Annotated in this window: 20 protein-coding genes and 1 pseudogene; 4 read left to right on the plus strand and 17 right to left on the minus strand. The window is 34.7% G+C overall.

Annotated elements, in window-relative coordinates; all coding sequences use genetic code 11:
- Positions 1-13: 13 nt before the first annotated feature.
- The 6 genes from ABX784_RS05200 to ABX784_RS05225 form a co-directional block, all read right to left on the minus strand.
- Positions 14-2,203 (minus strand): thiamine pyrophosphate-dependent enzyme, encoded by a 2,190-nt coding sequence (locus ABX784_RS05200; RefSeq protein WP_372653458.1) that lies wholly within the window; start codon positions 2,201-2,203, stop codon positions 14-16.
- A 121-nt stretch (positions 2,204-2,324) separates the two neighbouring features.
- The gene (locus ABX784_RS05205) at positions 2,325-3,443 is read right to left on the minus strand and encodes a hypothetical protein (RefSeq protein WP_372653460.1); all 1,119 of its coding nucleotides are present in this window, start codon (positions 3,441-3,443) and stop codon (positions 2,325-2,327) included.
- A gap of 87 nt (positions 3,444-3,530) precedes the next feature.
- Positions 3,531-4,583 (minus strand): radical SAM protein, encoded by a 1,053-nt coding sequence (locus ABX784_RS05210; protein ID WP_372653463.1) that lies wholly within the window; start codon positions 4,581-4,583, stop codon positions 3,531-3,533.
- Complete coding sequence (locus ABX784_RS05215; protein WP_372653465.1) at positions 4,580-5,266, minus strand: glycosyltransferase family 2 protein; 687 nt, start codon at positions 5,264-5,266, stop codon at positions 4,580-4,582. Before ABX784_RS05215 ends, ABX784_RS05210 begins: the two co-directional genes overlap by 4 nt.
- A gap of 77 nt (positions 5,267-5,343) precedes the next feature.
- Complete coding sequence (locus ABX784_RS05220; RefSeq protein ID WP_372653468.1) at positions 5,344-6,906, minus strand: radical SAM protein; 1,563 nt, start codon at positions 6,904-6,906, stop codon at positions 5,344-5,346.
- Entirely contained in the window at positions 6,903-8,618 is a 1,716-nt protein-coding gene (locus tag ABX784_RS05225; RefSeq protein ID WP_372653471.1) for a hypothetical protein, read from the minus strand. The genes ABX784_RS05220 and ABX784_RS05225 overlap by 4 nt, the downstream gene beginning before the upstream one ends.
- Before the next feature lie 129 nt (positions 8,619-8,747).
- Here ABX784_RS05225 and ABX784_RS05230 point away from each other — a divergent pair, with 129 nt between their 5' ends.
- Complete coding sequence (locus ABX784_RS05230) at positions 8,748-9,761, plus strand: cupin-like domain-containing protein (protein WP_372653473.1); 1,014 nt, start codon at positions 8,748-8,750, stop codon at positions 9,759-9,761.
- A gap of 32 nt (positions 9,762-9,793) precedes the next feature.
- Here ABX784_RS05230 and ABX784_RS05235 read toward each other — a convergent pair whose 3' ends face one another.
- Positions 9,794-10,903 (minus strand): Glu/Leu/Phe/Val dehydrogenase dimerization domain-containing protein, encoded by a 1,110-nt coding sequence (locus ABX784_RS05235; protein ID WP_372653476.1) that lies wholly within the window; start codon positions 10,901-10,903, stop codon positions 9,794-9,796.
- Positions 10,904-11,008: 105 nt separating this feature from the next.
- Here ABX784_RS05235 and ABX784_RS05240 point away from each other — a divergent pair, with 105 nt between their 5' ends.
- On the plus strand, positions 11,009-11,359 hold the full coding sequence (locus ABX784_RS05240; RefSeq protein WP_372653478.1) for a 2Fe-2S iron-sulfur cluster binding domain-containing protein: 351 nt from the start codon (positions 11,009-11,011) through the stop codon (positions 11,357-11,359).
- Here ABX784_RS05240 and ABX784_RS05245 read toward each other — a convergent pair.
- From ABX784_RS05245 to ABX784_RS05270, 6 genes are all read right to left on the minus strand, one after another.
- Positions 11,348-11,758: a hypothetical protein gene (locus ABX784_RS05245; protein WP_372653480.1), complete on the minus strand. Its 411-nt coding sequence runs from the start codon at positions 11,756-11,758 to the stop codon at positions 11,348-11,350. The two genes, ABX784_RS05240 and ABX784_RS05245, sit on opposite strands and share 12 nt — an antisense overlap.
- On the minus strand, positions 11,755-12,732 hold the full coding sequence (locus tag ABX784_RS05250) for an NAD(P)/FAD-dependent oxidoreductase (RefSeq protein ID WP_372653483.1): 978 nt from the start codon (positions 12,730-12,732) through the stop codon (positions 11,755-11,757). Before ABX784_RS05250 ends, ABX784_RS05245 begins: the two co-directional genes overlap by 4 nt.
- A 74-nt stretch (positions 12,733-12,806) precedes the next feature.
- Positions 12,807-14,177 carry a hemolysin family protein gene (locus ABX784_RS05255; protein WP_372653485.1) on the minus strand — a complete coding sequence of 457 codons (1,371 nt, stop codon included), beginning with the start codon at positions 14,175-14,177 and terminating at the stop codon, positions 12,807-12,809.
- A gap of 239 nt (positions 14,178-14,416) precedes the next feature.
- Positions 14,417-14,872: a hypothetical protein gene (locus ABX784_RS05260; protein WP_372653487.1), complete on the minus strand. Its 456-nt coding sequence runs from the start codon at positions 14,870-14,872 to the stop codon at positions 14,417-14,419.
- Positions 14,869-15,639: a hypothetical protein gene (locus ABX784_RS05265; RefSeq protein ID WP_372653490.1), complete on the minus strand. Its 771-nt coding sequence runs from the start codon at positions 15,637-15,639 to the stop codon at positions 14,869-14,871. The genes ABX784_RS05260 and ABX784_RS05265 overlap by 4 nt, the downstream gene beginning before the upstream one ends.
- Entirely contained in the window at positions 15,621-16,073 is a 453-nt protein-coding gene (locus tag ABX784_RS05270; RefSeq protein WP_372653493.1) for an NUDIX domain-containing protein, read from the minus strand. Before ABX784_RS05270 ends, ABX784_RS05265 begins: the two co-directional genes overlap by 19 nt.
- A gap of 94 nt (positions 16,074-16,167) precedes the next feature.
- Between ABX784_RS05270 and ABX784_RS05275 the strand changes: the two genes are divergently transcribed.
- Positions 16,168-17,157, plus strand: a complete 990-nt coding sequence (locus ABX784_RS05275; RefSeq protein WP_372653496.1) for a tRNA dihydrouridine synthase — start codon at positions 16,168-16,170, stop codon at positions 17,155-17,157.
- Here ABX784_RS05275 and ABX784_RS05280 read toward each other — a convergent pair.
- Positions 17,132-17,554, minus strand: a complete 423-nt coding sequence (locus ABX784_RS05280; protein WP_372653502.1) for a hypothetical protein — start codon at positions 17,552-17,554, stop codon at positions 17,132-17,134. The genes ABX784_RS05275 and ABX784_RS05280 overlap by 26 nt on opposite strands.
- Before the next feature lie 114 nt (positions 17,555-17,668).
- Here ABX784_RS05280 and ABX784_RS05285 point away from each other — a divergent pair, with 114 nt between their 5' ends.
- Positions 17,669-18,115 carry a hypothetical protein gene (locus ABX784_RS05285; protein WP_372653504.1) on the plus strand — a complete coding sequence of 149 codons (447 nt, stop codon included), beginning with the start codon at positions 17,669-17,671 and terminating at the stop codon, positions 18,113-18,115.
- Between the two features lie 44 nt (positions 18,116-18,159).
- Here the strand turns inward: ABX784_RS05285 and ABX784_RS05290 are convergent, their stop codons facing one another.
- The 3 genes and pseudogenes from ABX784_RS05290 to ABX784_RS05300 form a co-directional block, all read right to left on the minus strand.
- Positions 18,160-18,657 (minus strand): hypothetical protein, encoded by a 498-nt coding sequence (locus ABX784_RS05290; RefSeq protein ID WP_372653507.1) that lies wholly within the window; start codon positions 18,655-18,657, stop codon positions 18,160-18,162.
- Between the two features lie 56 nt (positions 18,658-18,713).
- Positions 18,714-19,220, minus strand: a complete 507-nt coding sequence (locus ABX784_RS05295; RefSeq protein ID WP_372653510.1) for a DUF3365 domain-containing protein — start codon at positions 19,218-19,220, stop codon at positions 18,714-18,716.
- Between the two features lie 122 nt (positions 19,221-19,342).
- A pseudogene (locus ABX784_RS05300) lies at positions 19,343-19,510 on the minus strand (ribonuclease Y); the annotation flags it as partial.

Genomic DNA, 19,510 nt, shown 5'->3' on the forward strand with positions numbered 1-19,510 from the left:
CTCTTCATATCATTTAGTATGAAAGTAATTTTTTCAGTTCATTATAAACATCATCCACTTGAGGAAGAATATAATCTTCAGAAGTTGGACAATAAGCAACGTGCGAATCCTTTGCTGCTACTCTTAAAATTGGAGCATCAAGAGATTCAAAACATTCCTCATTAACTCTTGCAGAAATCTCACCTGCAAAACCTGAAGTCTTTGTTTCTTCATGACAAATTAATAATCTATTTGTTTTACCAATTGATTTCTTAACTGCGTCCATATCGAAAGGAACAAGAGTTCTAGCGTCAAGAATTTCAATTTTAACATCAAGTTCAGCTTCAATTTTCTTTGCCGCTTCAATTGATTTTTGAACTAACGCTCCCCAAGCTACGATTGTCGCATCAGCACCTTCTCGAGCTACACGGGCCTTCCCAAATGGAATCATATACTCCTCACCAACGTCAGCAGTTCTATTGTAACCTTGGTAGTAAAGGTGCTTATGCTCTAGGAACATTACAGGATCATCTGCTCTAATCGCAGTTCTTAGTAGTCCTGCTGCATCAGCTGCATTTGATGGGAATGCTACACATACTCCAGGAATATGAGTAAATAGAGATTCTCCACATTGAGAGTGATAAATAGATCCACCTCTTAAGTAACCACCAATTGGAACTCTTACAACCATTGGACATTTGAAGTCACCGCCAGATCTGTATCTAGTCGTTGCCATCTCATTCTTTAATTGCATATAGGCTGTCCAGATGTAATCAAAGAATTGAATCTCTACAACTGGCTTAATTCCTCTCATCGCCATACCAATAGCACGACCAATGATATTTGCTTCTGCAAGTGCAGAGTTAAATACTTGTCCATCTTTAGAAGCTCTTTGAACTCCTGATGTTACTTTAAATACTCCACCTTTTCCTGAAAGGTCTGGATTATCTAATTTTTCTAATTGAGAAAAGTCTGCAACGTCTTCACCGAACATTCTTAGTAGTGGGTTCTTCGAGAATTCTCTCTTAAGAACACTATTAATTGCTCCGGCCATTGGAATGTCATCTTTTCCTTCAAGTGTTGCCTCTGTATCAAATTCACTTGAAGAAATATCTACATCTTCAGAGAATACATGCTTTACTGAATCTTCAGGCTTTGGCCACTCAGTAGCAATAGCATCTGTCATTGCTTGTCTTACTTCTTTTGATACTTCATCTAATAAAGCTTTCACTTCATCATCAGTCATAATCCCTGACTCAATTAAAGTCTTTGGGTAAGAGTTAAATACATCAAGAGTCTTCTCTTCAGAAAGCTCTTCTTTAGTTCTATACATTGATTGATCATCAGATAGAGAGTGAGAGTAAGGTCTTGTTACGTGTGAGTGAACAAGAACTGGACCTTTCTTTTGTCTGATGTGCTTAACAGCTTCTACAAATGTTGCATAAGACTCTATAGGGCAATTTCCATCACATTCTAAAACTTTTAAACCTGGGAACTCATCCATTGCTTTAGAGATTGATCCACCTGGAGTTTGAATATATGTAGGAGTTGAAATGGCATAACCATTATCTTCAACATGGAAAAGAACTGGAAGCTTATTAACACAAGCAGTAGTCAAACCTTCCCAGAACTCACCCTGCGAAGTTGTTCCATCACCACATGAAGTATAAACAACTTCATCATCTTGAAAGTTTTCTGTTCCAACATCGGCTCCAGTAGCATCTAAAGAGTTTAAATACTCTCCAGCTTCTGCAACACCACATGCCTGTAAGAATTGTGTTCCTGTACATGATGATTTATTAACAATATTTAATTTAACATTTCCCCAGTGGGCCGGCATTTGACGACCGTGAGAAGCAGTATCACCAATATTTCCATTTGCTTGGCAAAGCATTTCGTATGGAGTTACCCCAAGCCCTGTACAAAGAGCTCTGTCTCTATAGTAAGGAATGAACCAGTCATACTTTGGTTTCATTGCAAATGCAGCAGCTGTTAAAACACCTTCATGTCCAGCTCCAGAAATTTGAAAAAACGCTTTTGATTGTTTCTTCATTGATATTTCTGCATCATCTAATTTTCTAGAAACATAAATATTTCTAAGCATTGCAATGAGATCTTCTTTTTTAAGCTTATATTTTTTAGCTAATTTTAATTTCTCTTCAGCATTTAACTTCTTAAGTTTTTTAGAACTCATCGTATCCAGTCCTTTTGTTTTATCGAGCATGAAAACTCCTTTTCGGCGCTTTGCGACGTAAATATAAAAATCTCAAGCAGATTACCTAAAGAAGGGTCAAATGTCTAAAATGACACGTCATACTGAAAATAAGATATTGATTTTAGATTAATTAGAGCCCGTAACTGAAGCTAAGGGCAAATCTTCTGTCTTCTTTGCCTCTAAATTCGTTACTTGTTGTGTCTACAGCATAGGTTGTCAGGTCAAACTCAAGCTTTTGAGACTTAATCCCAATTCCTGCAGAACCCCATCCATCACCATATCCAGCTCTCATAAAGAACTTTCTAGCGATATCTAACTCTAGACCTAGAGTTAGTTTTCTATTTGTTGATACTCCATCATACTCACTTGAAATATCCTTATAGTTCGCTTCTAGATGAACTCGAACAACATTTCCAATCTGAGGAGTAAGAGAGAATCCTAGATCTAGTGAATTTAATACTTCTGTTGGTGCACCATTTGTACTTCCCTCAGAAAATCTCTGATCAAAAGCATTATTCATTTTTGCTGCAAATGTCGGTAGAAATGCAATTGGAAGAGTAAGTTTTGCTCCGGCCACAACAATTACTGCAGCCCCTTTTTTTACTTCTGTTGGGTCTTCTTCATATTCAGTGTTTGCATTCTTTTCACCAACAACTTCTTTTCTATTTAGATAAGTTGCAGAGCCACCAATTTTAAATACTCCACCAAATAAAGAGATATTCAACGCTGCATATGGACCATGGTCTCTTCTATCAGCATACTCAAAGTTTGCTCCGGCCTCTTGACCTATTGTGGCCCTAGTTCTCTTTGAAACTAGGTAACCTAAACTAAAATATCTTGTAGTAAAGTTTGGCAGAAAATTAAATCTCTGATGGGAAATTGAACCCTTATTCTTTAAGAGATTCTCTCTTTGTCCTTCTAAACTAAATGCACTCATGGCCTCAGGAAATACATCTAAAACGCTTCCCCTCGTTGAATTATTAATCCAACCCTTATTAAATTCCATGTGAAAGTTACTTAAGTGAAAGTGAGTTTTTCTAATGGATCCAAGACCAGCTGGGTTGTAATAGACAGCACTAGCATCGTCCGCTTTTGCAACATAGGCATTTCCCATAGATAGGGCCCGGGCCGAAGTTGCAAGTTCTGGAAATACAGCATCTTCAAAGTCTATTGCAAAGCTAAGCAATGGCATTGAAAGCAAAAGGGAAGAAATAAGTGTTTTTAGAGCTAGGCTCTTTAGACTATTCATCAAGTGATTTTATCATCATTGGGGTTTGGATCGAATGGGGCAATATTGTTCTCAACAAGTAATCACTTAAATAACGAATACTTAGAGCTACTTCTTAAATGCTTGAAATAGCGTTTTAAATGGAGAGAGCATCATAGAATGAGGGGCGTAACAATTCATCCAGCACTTTTGGCACTCCCCACGATAAGGAGCTAGTCTCTTAGAGCTATTATTTTTATCAAGTAATCTATCTAGAAACCCTTCATCTTTTATATTTGAATAGCTTTGCAGGAACATACAAGGAGAGACTTCTCCATAGGGAGAAATGTGTAGAGAAGACAGACCAGCGGAGCAAGGAATAATATTTCTCTTTTGACCTTCTTTAACAAACTTTAAGGACAGCTGAATATAGAGTTTTTCCCAAAAGTCGCCTAGAGATGAAACCTTATACTTTTGAAGTATGACTCCAAGGGAAGCGAGAAGACCGTTGCGACTAATGGTATTGTCAGTGTTGTAGATTCCCCCGCTATTCACAAATGTCACGGCCTTTATACTTTCGCTATAGCTGTCATATTCATCTCTAATAAAATTATGATTTTCATCACTAATAGTAATCCCAAAATGAGTATAAAATCCTTTTGACTTAAGAAGTTTGAAAGTCTTAAAAGCTTTCTCATAATTTCCAGGAATACCTCTTATTCTATCGTGAAGCTCTTCATTGCCATCCAAACTAATGGTAATAAAGTGATCTAATCCACACTTCTTTATAGTCTCAGCAATACTTAGAGCTCTATCTGGGAGAAGTCCATTTGTTGTAAACGTAATCATTTTCAAATTCTTACAGTGTTTATGAGCAAGTTCTATAACTTCATGAATACTACTATCGAGAGTGACCTCTCCCCCACTTAAAGAAATCCAATACAAATCTTTACCATAAGACTTAAATAGATTTTCGTAATGAGCAACTTGTATTTCTTTTTCTTTGAGAGATTTATCTTTATTAATTTTCCAAATATGACAACTGTCACACCTAGAGTTGCAATCATTTGTAGTTTGAATCAGGATCTTATACGGAACAATTAGATCAACTCTTCCAAAAAGAAAAAGTAATCTATGCTTTATATTAATTAAAATAATAGAGAGAATTGTTGTTAGTTTCATTTCCCGCTCTTTTGAAGCTTAAGTGAGAAGATAGTTTTTACAATTCCAAATCCATCGAAGTAAGAGATCTTCTTGCCTTCATTCTTAGTTCTTGGAAAGTAATCTATTGGAACTTCATGAATTTTCACAGAGTTTTGTATAAGTCTTATTGTCACTTCAGCGCAAAAAGAAAAACGCTTAGAGCTGAGTAAAACACCATCTAAACATGTCTTTTTAAAAACCTTATGACCAGTGTTCACGTCCTCAACAGACTTACCAAATAATAAGTAAACAAGTCTAGAAATAGTGAATTTAGCAATTAAAGAAATGGGAAGAAAGCTCCCTGTATTAACTCTCTTTCCATAGACGACACTTGTTTCATTATTAATGATTGGCCGAATAAGTTTTGGAATATTTGTTGTTGGATACTCTAGATCTGCATCTTGAATAAGGATAATATCTCCAGATGCAACTTTTAGACCCGACTGAATAGCATCTGATTTACCTAGATTTTCAGAGTGAGTTAAAAGTTTAACTTCGGGATACTTACATACAATTTCATTTCCAGAATCAGTTGATGCATCATCAACAACAATAACTTCGTAACTCCCTTCTAGTTTAGTCAAACGACTAAGAAGCTCCCCGATAGTAGCACTTTCGTTATACATAGGAATAATAATTGTTACTAAAGGGTCATTAACCAAGCTAAATCCAAAAATGTAAATTAGTGAGAATTACAAACTAAAACTATATGATAAACTTGATGATAACAGAAATATTATTATTTCTGAAATCTTCTTCCTTTCACAAAGTCTTTATACATATTAGCAAATGCAACCTCTAACATAGTCTGAGGACTGTCTTTTAAGACATTTACGACAAGGTTATAAAATCTTTTAGGTCTAAAAAGGTATTGTAGAGAATAGAAGAAGGCCATCCCACCAAGACTGAGACAAGGAATCATGTAATCAGAAACCTCATCATTCCAAGATTTATTATTAAAAGGCTTTGTATAAATTAAATTTGACATAAATTCATAATAATTTTCATCTCTTTTTATAACACCTTTTTCAAGTAGCTCATCAAAGAGCTCACTTCCAGGGTATGGAGTGAAACCAAAGCAAGGAACATCGTGAATTCCTACAAGGGCCATTCTAAATATGAAGATAAAGTTATAAACTCTATCCATAGCTCTCTCTTCAGGAAAGCCAAAGATAATATTGGCCTTAACAATGAGTCCAACATCTACTGCATTCTTCATTGAACTTAGCATCTTCTTTAGATTAACTTTCTTCTTAACTAGCTTACTCATCCTGACAGATCCTGTTTCAGGAGCGTATGTTATTTTAGTACATCCACTCTTTTTGAGTAGATCAAGAACTTCGTGAGTGAGAGCTTCTGACCTTGTTCCAGAAGGAAGAGACCATGTTAAATTTATTTCCTGACGAATCATTTCTTTACAAAAATCAATCGTCCACTTCTTATTAATAATTGCTGTTAAATCATAGAAATCAATATGATTGATATTATAAAGATCTTTATACATTTTAATTTCTTCTATCACTTCATAATAATCTCTGGCCACCCAACGAGTAGTCCACATTTTTGCACTAGAGCAAAATGTACACTGGTAGGGACACCCTCTAGACAAGAGCATTGGCATTGTTCGCTTACCAATCATTGACATCCCTAGTAAGCGTTCATGAAAGATATGTAATTCTAATCCATCCCATTTGGGTAATGGAATAGTCTCCAGATTTTTAACTCTGTAGTCACTAGGATTAGTTTCAACCTTCCCTGAGACTTCATTATAATAAGTAATTCCTGGAGCTTTATATAAATTGTCCAAAGACTCACTACAAGTATTTAAAAGATTTGCTAACTTTTGCTCGCCTTCTCCTAGAATACAGAGAGAGACCTCTTCTTTATATGTCGTTAAAATATATTCATGATCAGCTGTAACGTGCTCACCACCTAGAATAATTATAAGCTTAGGATATTTTTGTCTTATCACTTTTACTAGATCAATAGTATTAATCCAGTCACTTGAAAACATACAAGAAATTCCGAGAATATCTGTATCTTCAGGAATTAAGCTCAATGTCTCAGCGTTAGGTATTCCATTTATAAGGAGGTTTGTATTTTCTATTGGAGTGAACGTATCAATTCCTTTTGCGAAGGAATCTATACAAGTAATATTATGCCCTAGCCTTTCAACTGTTCCAGCCAAGTAGGCCAGTCCAAGCGCAGGTGTTCCCTGGTTCCCAAAAACTGAACTAGTAGGTATGACATAAGGAGCTCTAACAAGAACTACATTAAGTTTATTTACGGGCTCGTTAATCACTTATCCTCTTTATAGTAGCCATAATAGAAGATATAATTATCTAAAATATCATCAAATTCAGGAGTACTCTTTAATAAGTTCTTTTTGATTATATCATAGTATTTTTTACGTCTAACGATGATTTCACTTCTTAGAGTAGTATCATCAGTCTCTCTCATTCTAAACTCTAGAGAGTCATTTATATAATTGTAAAAATACACCTCTCCACTATTACCTATTACCACACTCTCTTTCAATCCCTTATTTCTCTCGAAGTATTCAGTGGTATTGATTTCTGATTTTGAATAACTTAAAAAACAAAAAAGTAATAAGAGCGACGCCGTCCCAATATTAAAGGAAAAGAAAAGTTTCTTCTTAGATATTTTAAAAAGAAGAAAAATAATAAAGCTCCAAATGGCTATATAAGAAAAATTATAATTGGCAATTTCAATATTAAATAGCGCACTATCTATAATCCTCTCAAATTCTAAATAACTTCTAACCACTCTCTGTGTTGCATATTGATAGTGACCAATCTTTGATATTGCTAAATAGTTTATAAGTGAAAAAAGATGAATCCCAATAAAAGAAATACTCAAAAGTACTTTTATCCACCTATTTGTTATTCCTTTATAAAAATAATAAAAACCTATCAACAATAAAGGTAAAACAGTCAAAATAAGTCGGCCAGGAAATTGGTCATTAACAACGTCTCCAATGATGAAAACAGTTTGAGAAAAACCAGCTGCAAGCCACAGAAGAAGAAGTAGTAGTATAAATCTATCGTAATTCTTTTTATATAATTTATAAATAAAAACTAAAGCAAAAACTAGAGCAGGGAGGTAACTTGGGTTTGATGAAAAAAGACCCCCAAGACTAAAACCTCCAAAAATAAAAGTTCTAAAAAAGTTAGAAAAAGAAAAGTCTAGAAATGTCTCAGCAGCTCCTCCTAGAAGCTCAACACCACCAAATTGATCAAGCATATTGATATAATATGTTACGCTCATTAGAGCAGTAACCATAATAAATATAGCTGTTGTTTTATTTTCTTTATTTTTAAACAGTATATAATACGTACTCAAAATGAATGGTAAGAAGTATATAGATTTTGAAATTAACAAAACGGCACTGCATATACTAAAACAGAGAGCTTCCCCTACAGTCACCACCTTCTTTTTAAGTAATACAATAGAGAGTAGATATGCAGTTAAAGGAAAAGAAAAAATCTCACTAACATTAAGATAAAAAATTGAAAAATACATAAAAACAGTAGAAGAAAAAAACAATGCGAAGGAGTATGAAAAGTTCTCTTCACCAAAGTGTTTTAAGATTCTCCCACAATATAAGAAACCATAATAAAGACAAAACAAACTAAGCGCCAAAGATCCAAGTAAAAATTCCTCTTCAAAAGAAGTATTAAATAGAATCTTCTCTAAATACCTTAATATAACAAGGGCAGGTGTTTGAACTTCCGTATGCTGGGTTGGATGAAAATATTCTTTTGTCACTAACCATTGAAATGTACTATCAACCTGGTTGATTACGTTGTAATCAAAATCTTGAATTATAGATTTCGCCTTAGCAATATATAGGCCATCCTCAAAGAATGATCCCCCAAAGCTTGTGATTGTACAGACATAAAAAATTGCTAGAAATAACGGATAGGACTTAAAAAAGTCCCAAGTATTTCTCGCTATATTAAAGATATCTGACCTAAGTAATTTCATACTCATATACTATATTTCTTTAATAAAATAAGCCACATAGAAAAGTGTGCACGACTTACAAGTCTAGACAAAAATTAGCAACAAGGTATAATTTAGAAGATAATAATAATACCTATGAGAGATTATAAAATGATTGTGGATAAATTTAAAAAAATTAAAATACCGATTATTTTAAGAGCGAAATTCAACTTCTATTTCATACTACTTCACATCTTCAAGAAAAGTTCATTTCTTGTGAATGGGAAGAGAAATACCCTCATAGAAATTAATAAAAAAACAAGTTTAAAGAACTTTGATAACTCTCCTAAAGAAGTCGAAAGAAAAAAAGGTCTATCTGAAAAAGAGTTTTTAAAATACTTAAAGGCCGGAGTTCCAGTTATATTTGATAAAGAGGCACTCGATTGGCCAGCAACTCAAAAATGGAGTTTTGATTTTCTCGAAAAACACTACGGAGATGAAAAGTTCCCTATAGTTTCCAAGAAAGGTCTAGATGAAAAATACCAAGACCCTTCTCTCCCAAAAGATGGTGAGATGATTTCGATTAAAGAACTTGTTAAGAGTTGGAGAAATAAAGAAAACAATTACCTTCGATTCTGTAAGATAATGGAATTTTTCCCAGAGCTTCAAAAAGATTTTAATCTCAAATGGCTTGAGAAAATGAGACAATGCTTTATTGGGTTTAGTTATCAATCCTTTATTGGCCCCGCCAAAAGAATTACGACTTGGCACTGTGGGATGACTGCCTTTTTCTTTGTGACAGTTACTGGAACTAAAGACTGGGAAATGTACCCAGCTGATCTATCTCCTCTTATGAACGTTGGTCATGATGGTTTTGGCTATTACTTCTCAGATAAAGATGAGGATGAAATTAGTGAGTTAATTAAGGAAATTAAACCATATAAGTGCACTCTTGAGCCTGGAGATATTCTCTTTATTCCTGCGTGGATGTGGCATAGAGTTGAAAATCAAACTGATACAATTGGTGTGAGCTACCGTTTTGCAAATATTAGAGGAATACTTCGCTTTCCTGTACTGACAACTATTAGGTTCTTTTTTACGAACCCTTCATTTCTTACTGTAATTAAGAATAGTTTTAAGAAGAAGTCAGACCATGAAAATGCTCTGACACCAAAGCTTTACGTAAAATAAAAAAGGCTTCTTACGAAGCCTTCTTTTTTATATTAATTTCTTGTTTTTCTTCCAGGAAATCTGTGACCTAAATTACCAAGGTACTTACCACTGATATTTCTGATCGACTCGATTCTACTCTCAGCAAGAACATCAGCAGCTTTATTAACTGGAATATCTTGCTCATCAGAGATTGCAAAAATCTTAAGAGTTGTATCGTAAATAGTATCAACCATTCTTGAAGACTTAGAATCAGACCAACCTTCAAACTCAATTGAAACGTTCATTAATCCACCTGCATTGATTAAGTAATCTGGCGCGTAGAGAATTCCTTTTTGTCTTAGAATTTCACCGTGACGATCTTCTGCAAGTTGGTTATTTGCAGCACCTGCAACAATCTTACACTTTAGTCTATCAATCGTACTATCATTAACAGTTGCACCAAGAGCACATGGAGCGTAGATATCGCAATCAACATCATAGATGTCATTTACACCAACAACTTCAACACTTGGAACTGCTTCTTTTAATAATTGAATATTTCTTTCATTGATATCGCAAACAACAACTTTCGCTCCTGCTTCATCTAAATACTTTGCAAGGTATCTACCAACAGAACCTGCACCTTGAAGCGCAACAGTCTTTCCTTTTGGAGAACGGTCACCGTAAACTTTCTTACAAGCAGCTTCAATTCCTCTAAATACACCTTTTGCTGTATATGGAGAAGGGTTACCTGATCCACCATGAATCTTAGCAACACCACAAACATTTCCAGTTTCAGTAAATACATGCTCAATATCTTGAACACCAATATTCACATCTTCTGCTGTGATATATCTTCCATTTAGAGACTCAAGAAATCTTCCGTAAGATCTAAATAGAGCTTCAGACTTATCTTTGTCTGGATCACCAATAATAACAGCTTTACCACCACCAAGATTTAATCCTGACACTGCTGCTTTATAAGTCATTCCTTTTGATAGTCTAAGAACATCATTAATTGCTTCTTCTTCTGATTCATATGGCCACATTCTAGTTCCACCAAGTGCTGGTCCTAAAGTAGTATTATGAATAGCAACAATTGCTTTTAGATTACAACTAGGGTCACTAAAGAAGATTACCTCTTCGTGTCCATCTTTATATAATCTTTCAAAGCTCATCATTTTTTAGCTCCTTGCTACGTGATCCTTAATAATTCTCATATCATACCGATAGGGTAATATCTGAGTAAATTCAGCAAACTATAGTCATTAAAGGATGGAATTCGTATGCCCACCGTGTCACTAGTGCAAGTAGCCGAAAATGGAGAACTTTTAGAAGAAGATGTCCTTTATTTTGAGGTTCAAGAAGGAGAAAATATCTGGATTGGGCTTGAAACGGCCGGATATATTCTTCCCAAAGGGTGTCTTGCGGGATCTTGCGGTACATGTAGAATCAATATTCTAGAAGGTAGCGAAAATCTCTCCAAACAAAGTATCATCGAAAATGATACCGTTGAGCATATCAAGGGATCTTACACAGAGTCTCATGGCGAGGAATGGGTCGCCAGTAAAGATATTCGACTCTCATGTAGATCAAAAGTGCTTGGTGATGTGAAGATACATATTCTAAAGAAGTAAATCCATCTTTGATGAAATAGAGAGATAGTCTTCACCATCATCCCAATTCTCTTGAAAAATGACCTGACCTTCAGCTTTTCTTAAGTTTAGGTGAAAGAGTCCGTCTTCATATCTAATATTAATTTCACTATCAGTAATAGATCCAACATTTTCTCCATAGTAGTACAGAGAACCCTCTTCAATTTCAAAGCTTGAAGGAGGATAACTTGCCTGAAGATCTCCGCAAATATATCCACCATCAATTATTGAAAACTTTTCTTTAGTCACTTCAAACTGCATGAAGACTTCTAAGCACTCTCCTACTCTCTTTGGTGTTTTATAGTATCCACTAGCACTCCACTTTCCAGTGAAGTTGGCCAAACAGGAAATTGTAAAAAGAAAGGAAATTAATATCTTCATTCGTTTCTTCTCACTCTTCTAATCTTAGCATTGATGTCATCAGCGCTATCAACCGCAGTATCCCAGGCAGTATAAATTTGTTTTTTTACACCGGCGCGAAGGTCTCCTGCCACATAGAGATTTTCAATATTTGTTTCACCTTTTCCATTAGTTGTAACAAATCCTCGATCATCAACATCTGCACCAAGCGCTTTAGCAAGCTCGTTATATACAATCATACCAAGTGAAACAAAGCTCATCTCAACATCTATAAAACCAGCGCCTTCAACCTCAAAACCTTCGAGTTTTCCAGTTTTTGTATCACCTTTTACAGAAAAGATTTCGCCCTCATAAACTTCAATATCGTATTTTTCAATAAGAGCTTTCACTTCATCACTAAAATCTGGAGTCTCCCCATGAGTAAAGATCTTCATTTCAGGAGTGTTGTATCTCTCATGTAGCATGGCCGCAACCCAACCTGTTCCGTTATTATGACCAATAATACCAGTCTTCTTACCGAAGACATGATGTCCATCACACCTAAGGCAATAGTCTATTGATTGGTTATTTGCATAAGGAAAAATTGGATCCATTTCACCATCAATCTTTGGTTGTACATCCATTACTCCAGTACAGAGAATCACATAATTTGCTTGGTATTTCTCACCTTTATTATCAGTAAGTTCGAAAATATCACCATTCTTTTTCAGTTCAGTTACGCCTCTATTTTTAAGCCATGTGAACTTATCTTTAAGTTCACACTCAGTAGAGAGCCAATTAAGTTGCTCTCTATTTGGATTTTCAATACCTTTTTTATACTCAAGGTGCCCAGGCATATTCTCGACCTTAGAAACCCACATTGCTCTGGACTTCTTTTTATCTTTTCCTGTTCCAGGGAAGAGAACTGTATCATCATTATTTAAAACAGTTCTAAGAGCGGCCATCACTCCAGCAGATCCACCACCAATTACTGCAACATCATATATTTTATCCATTATTATTCTCCATAAAAAAAAAGACCTAAATAAATTAGGTCTTAAGTATAAACGTAAATGTGAATTAATATAAGCTATACAGGAGATATTTTTTGAGATGTTATTCGATCATCATCTTTATCTTCGACATCGTCTTCTTCTCCGGCAGAGTTAGCTTCTCTCTTTGAAAAAAAATGCTTCTCACCGTCAACGTCTTGAATCCTAATTTCACGAATTTCATAATCTTGAACTTTCTTAAGCTCAAAAGAGAGGCCTTCCCAAACGATAATTTGTCCTTCTTCAGGAAAGTTATTTCCAAGCATATCGAGAATGAATCCAGATACTGTTGAGTAATTGTCATTTAGAGGAATTTTTATTTCGAAGTCATTATAAAGATCTCGAAGTGAAAGTGAGCCATCTATATAAATACCTGTTTCTAAATCACTAATCTGATATTCTTTATTAGTAGACTCTTCTTCTTCGTCATGTTCATCTTGGATTTCACCAAAGATTTCTTCAACGATATCTTCAAGAGTGATTATACCAACAATTAATCCATTTTCATCTTTAACTAGAGCTAAATGAACTTTCTTTCTATTCATATGATCAAAGACTGCTTGAATCTTCATATGCTCATAAACAAAGAAAGGGCTCTTTAGGTGTTTAGTGATATCAAAATTATCTCTATGCTCTTGCTGTAAAAAGACTAATTCTTTTACATGTAGAAAACCTTGCATACTTTCTAGCTCGCCATCACATACAGGAAATCTAGAGTGGGTATCTTCTTTAATTATTGTTAAGACATCTTCATAAGAGCATCCTGTTTTGATGAACTTAATCTTCTGTCTCGGGATCATAATATCCTTCACCTTAATTTTAGGAAAATCTAAAACGGAGTGAAGAAGATCAACTTGTTTTGAGTCTATTGTATTTTCTTTTTCAGCCTTTTGAACCATGTACTCAATATCAAGCTTAGTTATAAGCCTGCCTGTAAGCTCAGCGTTCTCTCCTAAGAAAGTATTAATAAACCAAACAATACTCTTTATGACTGGAAATAATGAAAAGTACCAAAGCTGAAGAAATCTAATTGTAGGAACAGCAAGCTTTTCAGCATGTGTTCTCGCAAAAGTCTTTGGAATAATTTCTCCAAAGATTAGAATGATAAATGTCGTAATACCGACAGCAATTCCGATTGAATCAGAAGAGAAGACTCTTGCAGTCAAAGTGGTCATTAAAGAAGAGGCGAAAATATTAACAACATTATTTCCTACTAGGATAGTTGTTAAAAATTCATTTGGTCTTTCGATCATGAAGTTCAGAGCATTACCTCTGCTTCCACCTTCTTCAATAATTTGTTTGGCTCGGTCTATATTTATAGACATCAGTACAGCTTCTGATCCAGAGAATACTCCAGACAGAAGAAAACACGTCATCAGTAGTACTATTTCATAAGTCTCTACTTGCACGATAAACGTCCTGACAGATAATTAAATATAATAATGGATTTTAATTCAGAAGGGTTGGCCATTTGTAAGTAGCCGATGAATGACGGAGGTTCTATGTCCTTAGTCCTTGTTAAGTTAATAATTAGACATCTCTTTTATAATTAAATAAATGAAATGTCTTTACTTATAATACAATGCATCTATTTCTTTGTCTATTCTTAAGCCGTGCAGTTGCACTAATTACTCAAGTATAGCACATTTTAATGGTGTTCTAACTGCTTTCCACCAAAATCGTGATCTGAGTATACAATTCGATCATTCATCTCGTGGTTGAAGCCATATATATCTTTGATATTACTTACATTTCTAAAAATAGTGTTACATTTGTAACAAATGGCTATCTGACCAAGCTTTTTAAAGAGGATTAAGTCCATTACATAGAGAACTATGAATGAAACACCATATGTCCAAATTGATAGAATGGCAGCTATAACAAATAGGGCCACACCAATCTTTCTATTAAAGTCTTTTTGCGAGTAGAAGTCTTTACGCTCACAGCAAGGGCATTGCTTTAAAATTCCCTCTTCGTGTTCAGCGGTAAAGTGTACATTGGCTTCCTTAGCGCACACATCGCATTTAGCAACTGCAGCTTCAGCATTTGGAATTACGTGAATCCCCGATCCACATTCTTCACAAGTTAAAGTAACTTCCATCATATTAACAACCCATATTTAAAGAATAAGTACGCTGAAACTAGCTCACCAACAAAGACAAAAATTGTCATAGCGTACAGGACTCCTGTAGCGCTTTGAGTTGAGCGAATTTTAACCAATTTCCACGTAAAAATACTCATCGCAAAAATGACAACATAGCCCCAGCCAACTCGCATCGTCAACATCAACCAGTTAAATGCATAACCTCCGCCAAGCTGAGTGAACTCTTTGAAAAATCCCCAGTTTAAATATGTTTCATATGATGACCAAATAATTTTTACTGCTAAGATAGCCCAAAGAATAAGGATACTGATTTTAAGTGGCCTTACACTCAGCTTTGGAACTACGAGGTAGTAATGTCCTAGAATCATTGCATAAGTAATAACACCAAGAAGAATTGTTGAACTTAATCCGAAGCGAAACTGTGAACTCCAACCATTTAAGAAGTCCATAAGTAGGTATAGTAGAGCTAAGTTGTGAGTTATAAAGAGTATCCACATAAATACACTTTTCTCATCTTTGTGTAGCTGTCTAATAAGAAGAAAGGCGGCCGCTGCAATATAGTAAATAATGCTAAGAGGATCTGTGAATGTTCCATAAGAAAGGTGTATCGCTAGAGCAATAGCTGTCGAACCCAGGCAGACACTATTAATTAATTGTTGAAAGCCAGCTCCTGTGAGCTTAGAGCTTGCTATCCACGTAAACATTCCAACGCCTAAAGCGAGAGTCATAAAGAAAAACTCTGCTACATTTAAGATCTCTGCGCCCATATATTCTCCAGCATATCAGCACTTATGTGCTTTTTTATATAATTTAGTAGGTCATCTATTATTTCATAATTTACTTCAGGAAGTCTTCCTTTATAGGCTAAAGACTTTTCATTGTAATCAAATTCAAACCAAGATCCGTTATCAGGATTAATCCCCTCTCCATTTGAGAAGTGGATAAAAAGACAAACACTTCTGTCTTTATAATCAAAGCTCTGGATTTTAAAAAGTGGAGCACTAGCTATATCAACATTAGCCTCTTCTGAGAACTCTCTCTTGGCCGCTAGCACAGAGCTCTCCCCTTTCTCAATCTTTCCACCAGGAAATTCTAGGAGACCATTCAGTGGACCATCCTCGACTCTCTCCTGCATCCAGAATTTACAAGAGTTCTCAGTGATATCCTTAATTAGAATAATAATTGCTACTGGAGTAACCATAACCAACCTTAAAAAATTTATATTACTTTCTAGCAAAAATAAAAAGTCACCACAAGTCTTGAGGTTTTGACACCCATGGTCTATAAAGCATCTCATGCGAAAATTACCATTTAAAAAGAGATCACTTTTATTTGCACCTATGGAGGGCGTCACTGACGAACCATACCGTATTGCTATTGAAAGGGCCTTCCCAGAATGGGATTATCTTTGCACGGATTTTCTAAGGGTTCCGACAGTTGGGGCATTTTCAAATCAAAAGCTCATTAATCACTATGGACAAAAAGTTCTAAAGACTCCTGACCTTAGAAAGAAGACAGGATTTCAAATCCTCACAAGTTACCGAGCTCAAACTGAAGAAATGGTAAAACAGATAAATGAGATTCCAGAGATTGAACACCTCGACTTAAACCTGGGGTGTCCTTCAAAGAAAGTAAATGCTCATAAAGGTGGTGCATATCTTTTAAGTGAGATGAAAGAGCTTAGAGAAATCATTCAAATCATAAGAAAAAACTTCGATCGAACCTTTACTGTAAAAATTAGAATTGGATATAAAGATACAGATCGTTTCACAGATTCATTAAAACTATTTGAAGATGAAGGTGTTGAGGCCATTACAATTCATGGAAGAACAAGAGATCAACTCTATAGAGGTGTTGCCAATTGGGACTTCATAAAAGAGGCCGTTAATACTGTCTCTGTTCCTATAATTGGAAATGGAGATGTATGGACAGTTCAAGATATAGATAAAATGTTTGAGTACTGTGGATGTGATTCAATTATGCTTGGAAGAGGAGCTCTTAAAACTCCTTGGCTGGCCTCTCTATATTATCAATATCAAGATAGACTAGATGAATTAGATGACTTCACTCTTCTTCAAGAAAGAAGAACATATGTTCAAAACTACTTTGATGAACTAGAAAGAGAATATAAGAAAGAAGAAAATAAAAATGTTCGAATTCTAAATAGATTCAAATCATTCTCAAGATATATATTTGATGACTTTGAAAATGCAGAGGCCTTAAGGTCAAGCTTTCTGAGAGCAAGCTCTCTTGATCACTTCAAAGACCTTCTTTACGGAATTTAATAAAGTTATAAATCTTTTCTCTATTAAAAATAACTTCAAAATAAATTGATCCCAAAAGTGAAGCGAAGAAAATTCCTTCCAAACTAATCAAGAAACAAAGTAGAGATAGTAATATTGGAGGTAGAGCTCTTAAGAGAGATTTTAGATAGAAATTCTCAGAAAAAGAACTAAGAAACTTATCAAAACCAAATACAAAACGAAGTAATGAAAATTTATATTTTTTAAGCTCTAACTTTTCCTTAAGGCTGGGAGCATGAACAGTTAAGCTCCAGCAAAATCCTAAAAGGATATAATTCAAAGTCTGAAAGCTAATACTTGAAAACCAAAGAACAAGAGTAAGAACAAAGAGAGCAATGAGGTAGGTTACTAAATATTTATTGTCTGTATTTAAGTGCATTTTTATTCCATTACAAGCTAAGTATCTATTAACATTATAACAGAGAAATTATTGCTATCTCTTCTTTTTTTAAGTCCTCACATATAATAAATCTATTCAAATCATGGAGGATTAATGAAGTTACTTATCGCAATCTGCGCTCTCGCAGTCTCATTTACAACATATTCAAGCTGTTCTGAAGATTTCAACAAAGGAATTTCTCAGTTCGAAAACGCCATGAACTACTTTGAAGATGGAAGCCAAAGTTTCCAAAGAGCTCTAGATGAATCTAGAGGACAGGGAAGAAGAAGTGTTATCTGTGGTGCTTTACTAAAATCAAACACAGGATTTGATGTAGCGACAAGAACATTTAATAGCTGTATTGATTCATTTACAAAAGCATCAAATAGCTGTTCTGGAGAATCGAGAACAATTGCTCTAGAAAACAAAGGTGTTTGTGTTGGAAATCATGATGTTGCGAAAGGGAATTATGAACAAGTTCTTTCAACTTTAAAGGCAACTTGTTTTAAAGCTTCAGAAAGTGTGGATATTGATTTGAATGGAACAATTCAAGAATTATAAATAAGCTTTAAGCATCGAGAGAATATCTCGATGCTTAAATATTTCTAGAGACAGTCTTTTCTTTTTATTTTTGCTGTAAAATCATAGAACATTCCTTTTCTAACTGAAGAAAGAAACATATCTAATTCTATAATATCACCTTTTATTTTGAAGTTCGCATCGACAAAGAAATCGATTTTGATTCTTTCATAGTTAGAGCTGTAATACATAATGTCTTCATTCATTAAGAATATTTTTTCATTTTCATCACCTACCCAGATACCTCTATCGACAGGAATAACAATATTTGAAAAACCATAGTAAGGCTCATTGTAACCATTAAAAACACTCACAACGAGAGTATTAAGTTTTTTAAATGTTTCTAGATCTCTGTAATACTGATTCTCTACAAGAAAAACTTCACTCTTTGAATTTTCCATTGATGGTCCGCTAGTAACTTCAGTTCCATTAAAACTAATAGTTTCAAAACAACCCTCTAGGTCATTAAATGCATGTGAATTGATACTTAACACTACAAGAAGTGTTGATAAGATTAATTTCATAAATTCTCCTTTCCTAATAGCTTAAACACTTTTAAGCGATTAAAAAAGGAAGAAACCTACTTTTTCTTTACCCAAACGAGCCCACGAAATTCACCGAGCTTATAGCCTACAGCTTTATCATCGGGGTACCTTTTTTGAAGCTCACTCTTAACACCACTTTGGATATTTGCACCATGACAGTTTAGACATGCTCCCTTCATATATAGAGGCTTAACAAAGACTTCCTCATTATTAGAAAGTACAATAACTTTTGCTTCCATTGGACTCTTTGCTGAAGAGCTTGAGTATTTGGATAAAACTTTCTTTAAATCATCACTTGGAGCATTTGATGGATTTCTAAGCTTTAGAGAAACTCTACCCACTTCATACTTATCGTTATTAAATGAATTCGTAACTGGTATCGCCTTATCATTACAGTGAATCAAGCCTGCTTTTGGACCTTTTTTCATTCCCGTCATTAATTCTTTTTGAAGAGCTTTCATAAAGGATTTTGCGACTTCGGCCCTTTCTTCTGCGAAAGTATTTCCAGATAATAATAGAGTTAAAGCTAAGATAAGTTTCATGCAATCTCCTTTTCTCTATTATAACTATAAAATATTGTATGAAGTATGATGCTAATCAAACTTCTAAATAAAAAAAAGCCCTCACAGAGAGGGCCTTAAATTATATTTAAATGTATTTCTTATTATTTAGCTACGCCAATCGCTTTAGTTTCTCTTACTACTGTGATTTTAATCGTTCCAGGGTAAGACATTTCTTCTTCGATTTTCTTAGCAATATCTCTAGAAAGCATTACTGTTTGTTCATCACTTACAGAATTGTTTTCTACGATAACTCTAACTTCTCTACCACC

Origin of the sequence: Halobacteriovorax sp. (assembly GCF_041587335.1) — a bacterium.
Lineage (GTDB): Bacteria > Bdellovibrionota > Bacteriovoracia > Bacteriovoracales > Bacteriovoracaceae > Halobacteriovorax.

Excerpts from the sequence above, each read along its gene's own strand:
- ABX784_RS05200 (WP_372653458.1), bottom strand. The coding sequence starts at position 2,203 with ATGCTCGATAAAACAAAAGGACTGGATACGATGAGTTCTAAAAAACTT.
- ABX784_RS05205 (WP_372653460.1), bottom strand. The coding sequence starts at position 3,443 with ATGAATAGTCTAAAGAGCCTAGCTCTAAAAACACTTATTTCTTCCCTT.
- ABX784_RS05210 (WP_372653463.1), bottom strand. The coding sequence starts at position 4,583 with ATGAAACTAACAACAATTCTCTCTATTATTTTAATTAATATAAAGCAT.
- ABX784_RS05225 (WP_372653471.1), bottom strand. The coding sequence starts at position 8,618 with ATGAGTATGAAATTACTTAGGTCAGATATCTTTAATATAGCGAGAAAT.
- ABX784_RS05235 (WP_372653476.1), bottom strand. The coding sequence starts at position 10,903 with ATGATGAGCTTTGAAAGATTATATAAAGATGGACACGAAGAGGTAATC.
- ABX784_RS05240 (WP_372653478.1), top strand. The coding sequence starts at position 11,009 with ATGCCCACCGTGTCACTAGTGCAAGTAGCCGAAAATGGAGAACTTTTA.
- ABX784_RS05245 (WP_372653480.1), bottom strand. The coding sequence starts at position 11,758 with ATGAAGATATTAATTTCCTTTCTTTTTACAATTTCCTGTTTGGCCAAC.
- ABX784_RS05250 (WP_372653483.1), bottom strand. The coding sequence starts at position 12,732 with ATGGATAAAATATATGATGTTGCAGTAATTGGTGGTGGATCTGCTGGA.
- ABX784_RS05260 (WP_372653487.1), bottom strand. The coding sequence starts at position 14,872 with ATGATGGAAGTTACTTTAACTTGTGAAGAATGTGGATCGGGGATTCAC.
- ABX784_RS05265 (WP_372653490.1), bottom strand. The coding sequence starts at position 15,639 with ATGGGCGCAGAGATCTTAAATGTAGCAGAGTTTTTCTTTATGACTCTC.
- ABX784_RS05270 (WP_372653493.1), bottom strand. The coding sequence starts at position 16,073 with ATGGTTACTCCAGTAGCAATTATTATTCTAATTAAGGATATCACTGAG.
- ABX784_RS05275 (WP_372653496.1), top strand. The coding sequence starts at position 16,168 with ATGCGAAAATTACCATTTAAAAAGAGATCACTTTTATTTGCACCTATG.
- ABX784_RS05280 (WP_372653502.1), bottom strand. The coding sequence starts at position 17,554 with ATGCACTTAAATACAGACAATAAATATTTAGTAACCTACCTCATTGCT.
- ABX784_RS05285 (WP_372653504.1), top strand. The coding sequence starts at position 17,669 with ATGAAGTTACTTATCGCAATCTGCGCTCTCGCAGTCTCATTTACAACA.
- ABX784_RS05290 (WP_372653507.1), bottom strand. The coding sequence starts at position 18,657 with ATGAAATTAATCTTATCAACACTTCTTGTAGTGTTAAGTATCAATTCA.
- ABX784_RS05295 (WP_372653510.1), bottom strand. The coding sequence starts at position 19,220 with ATGAAACTTATCTTAGCTTTAACTCTATTATTATCTGGAAATACTTTC.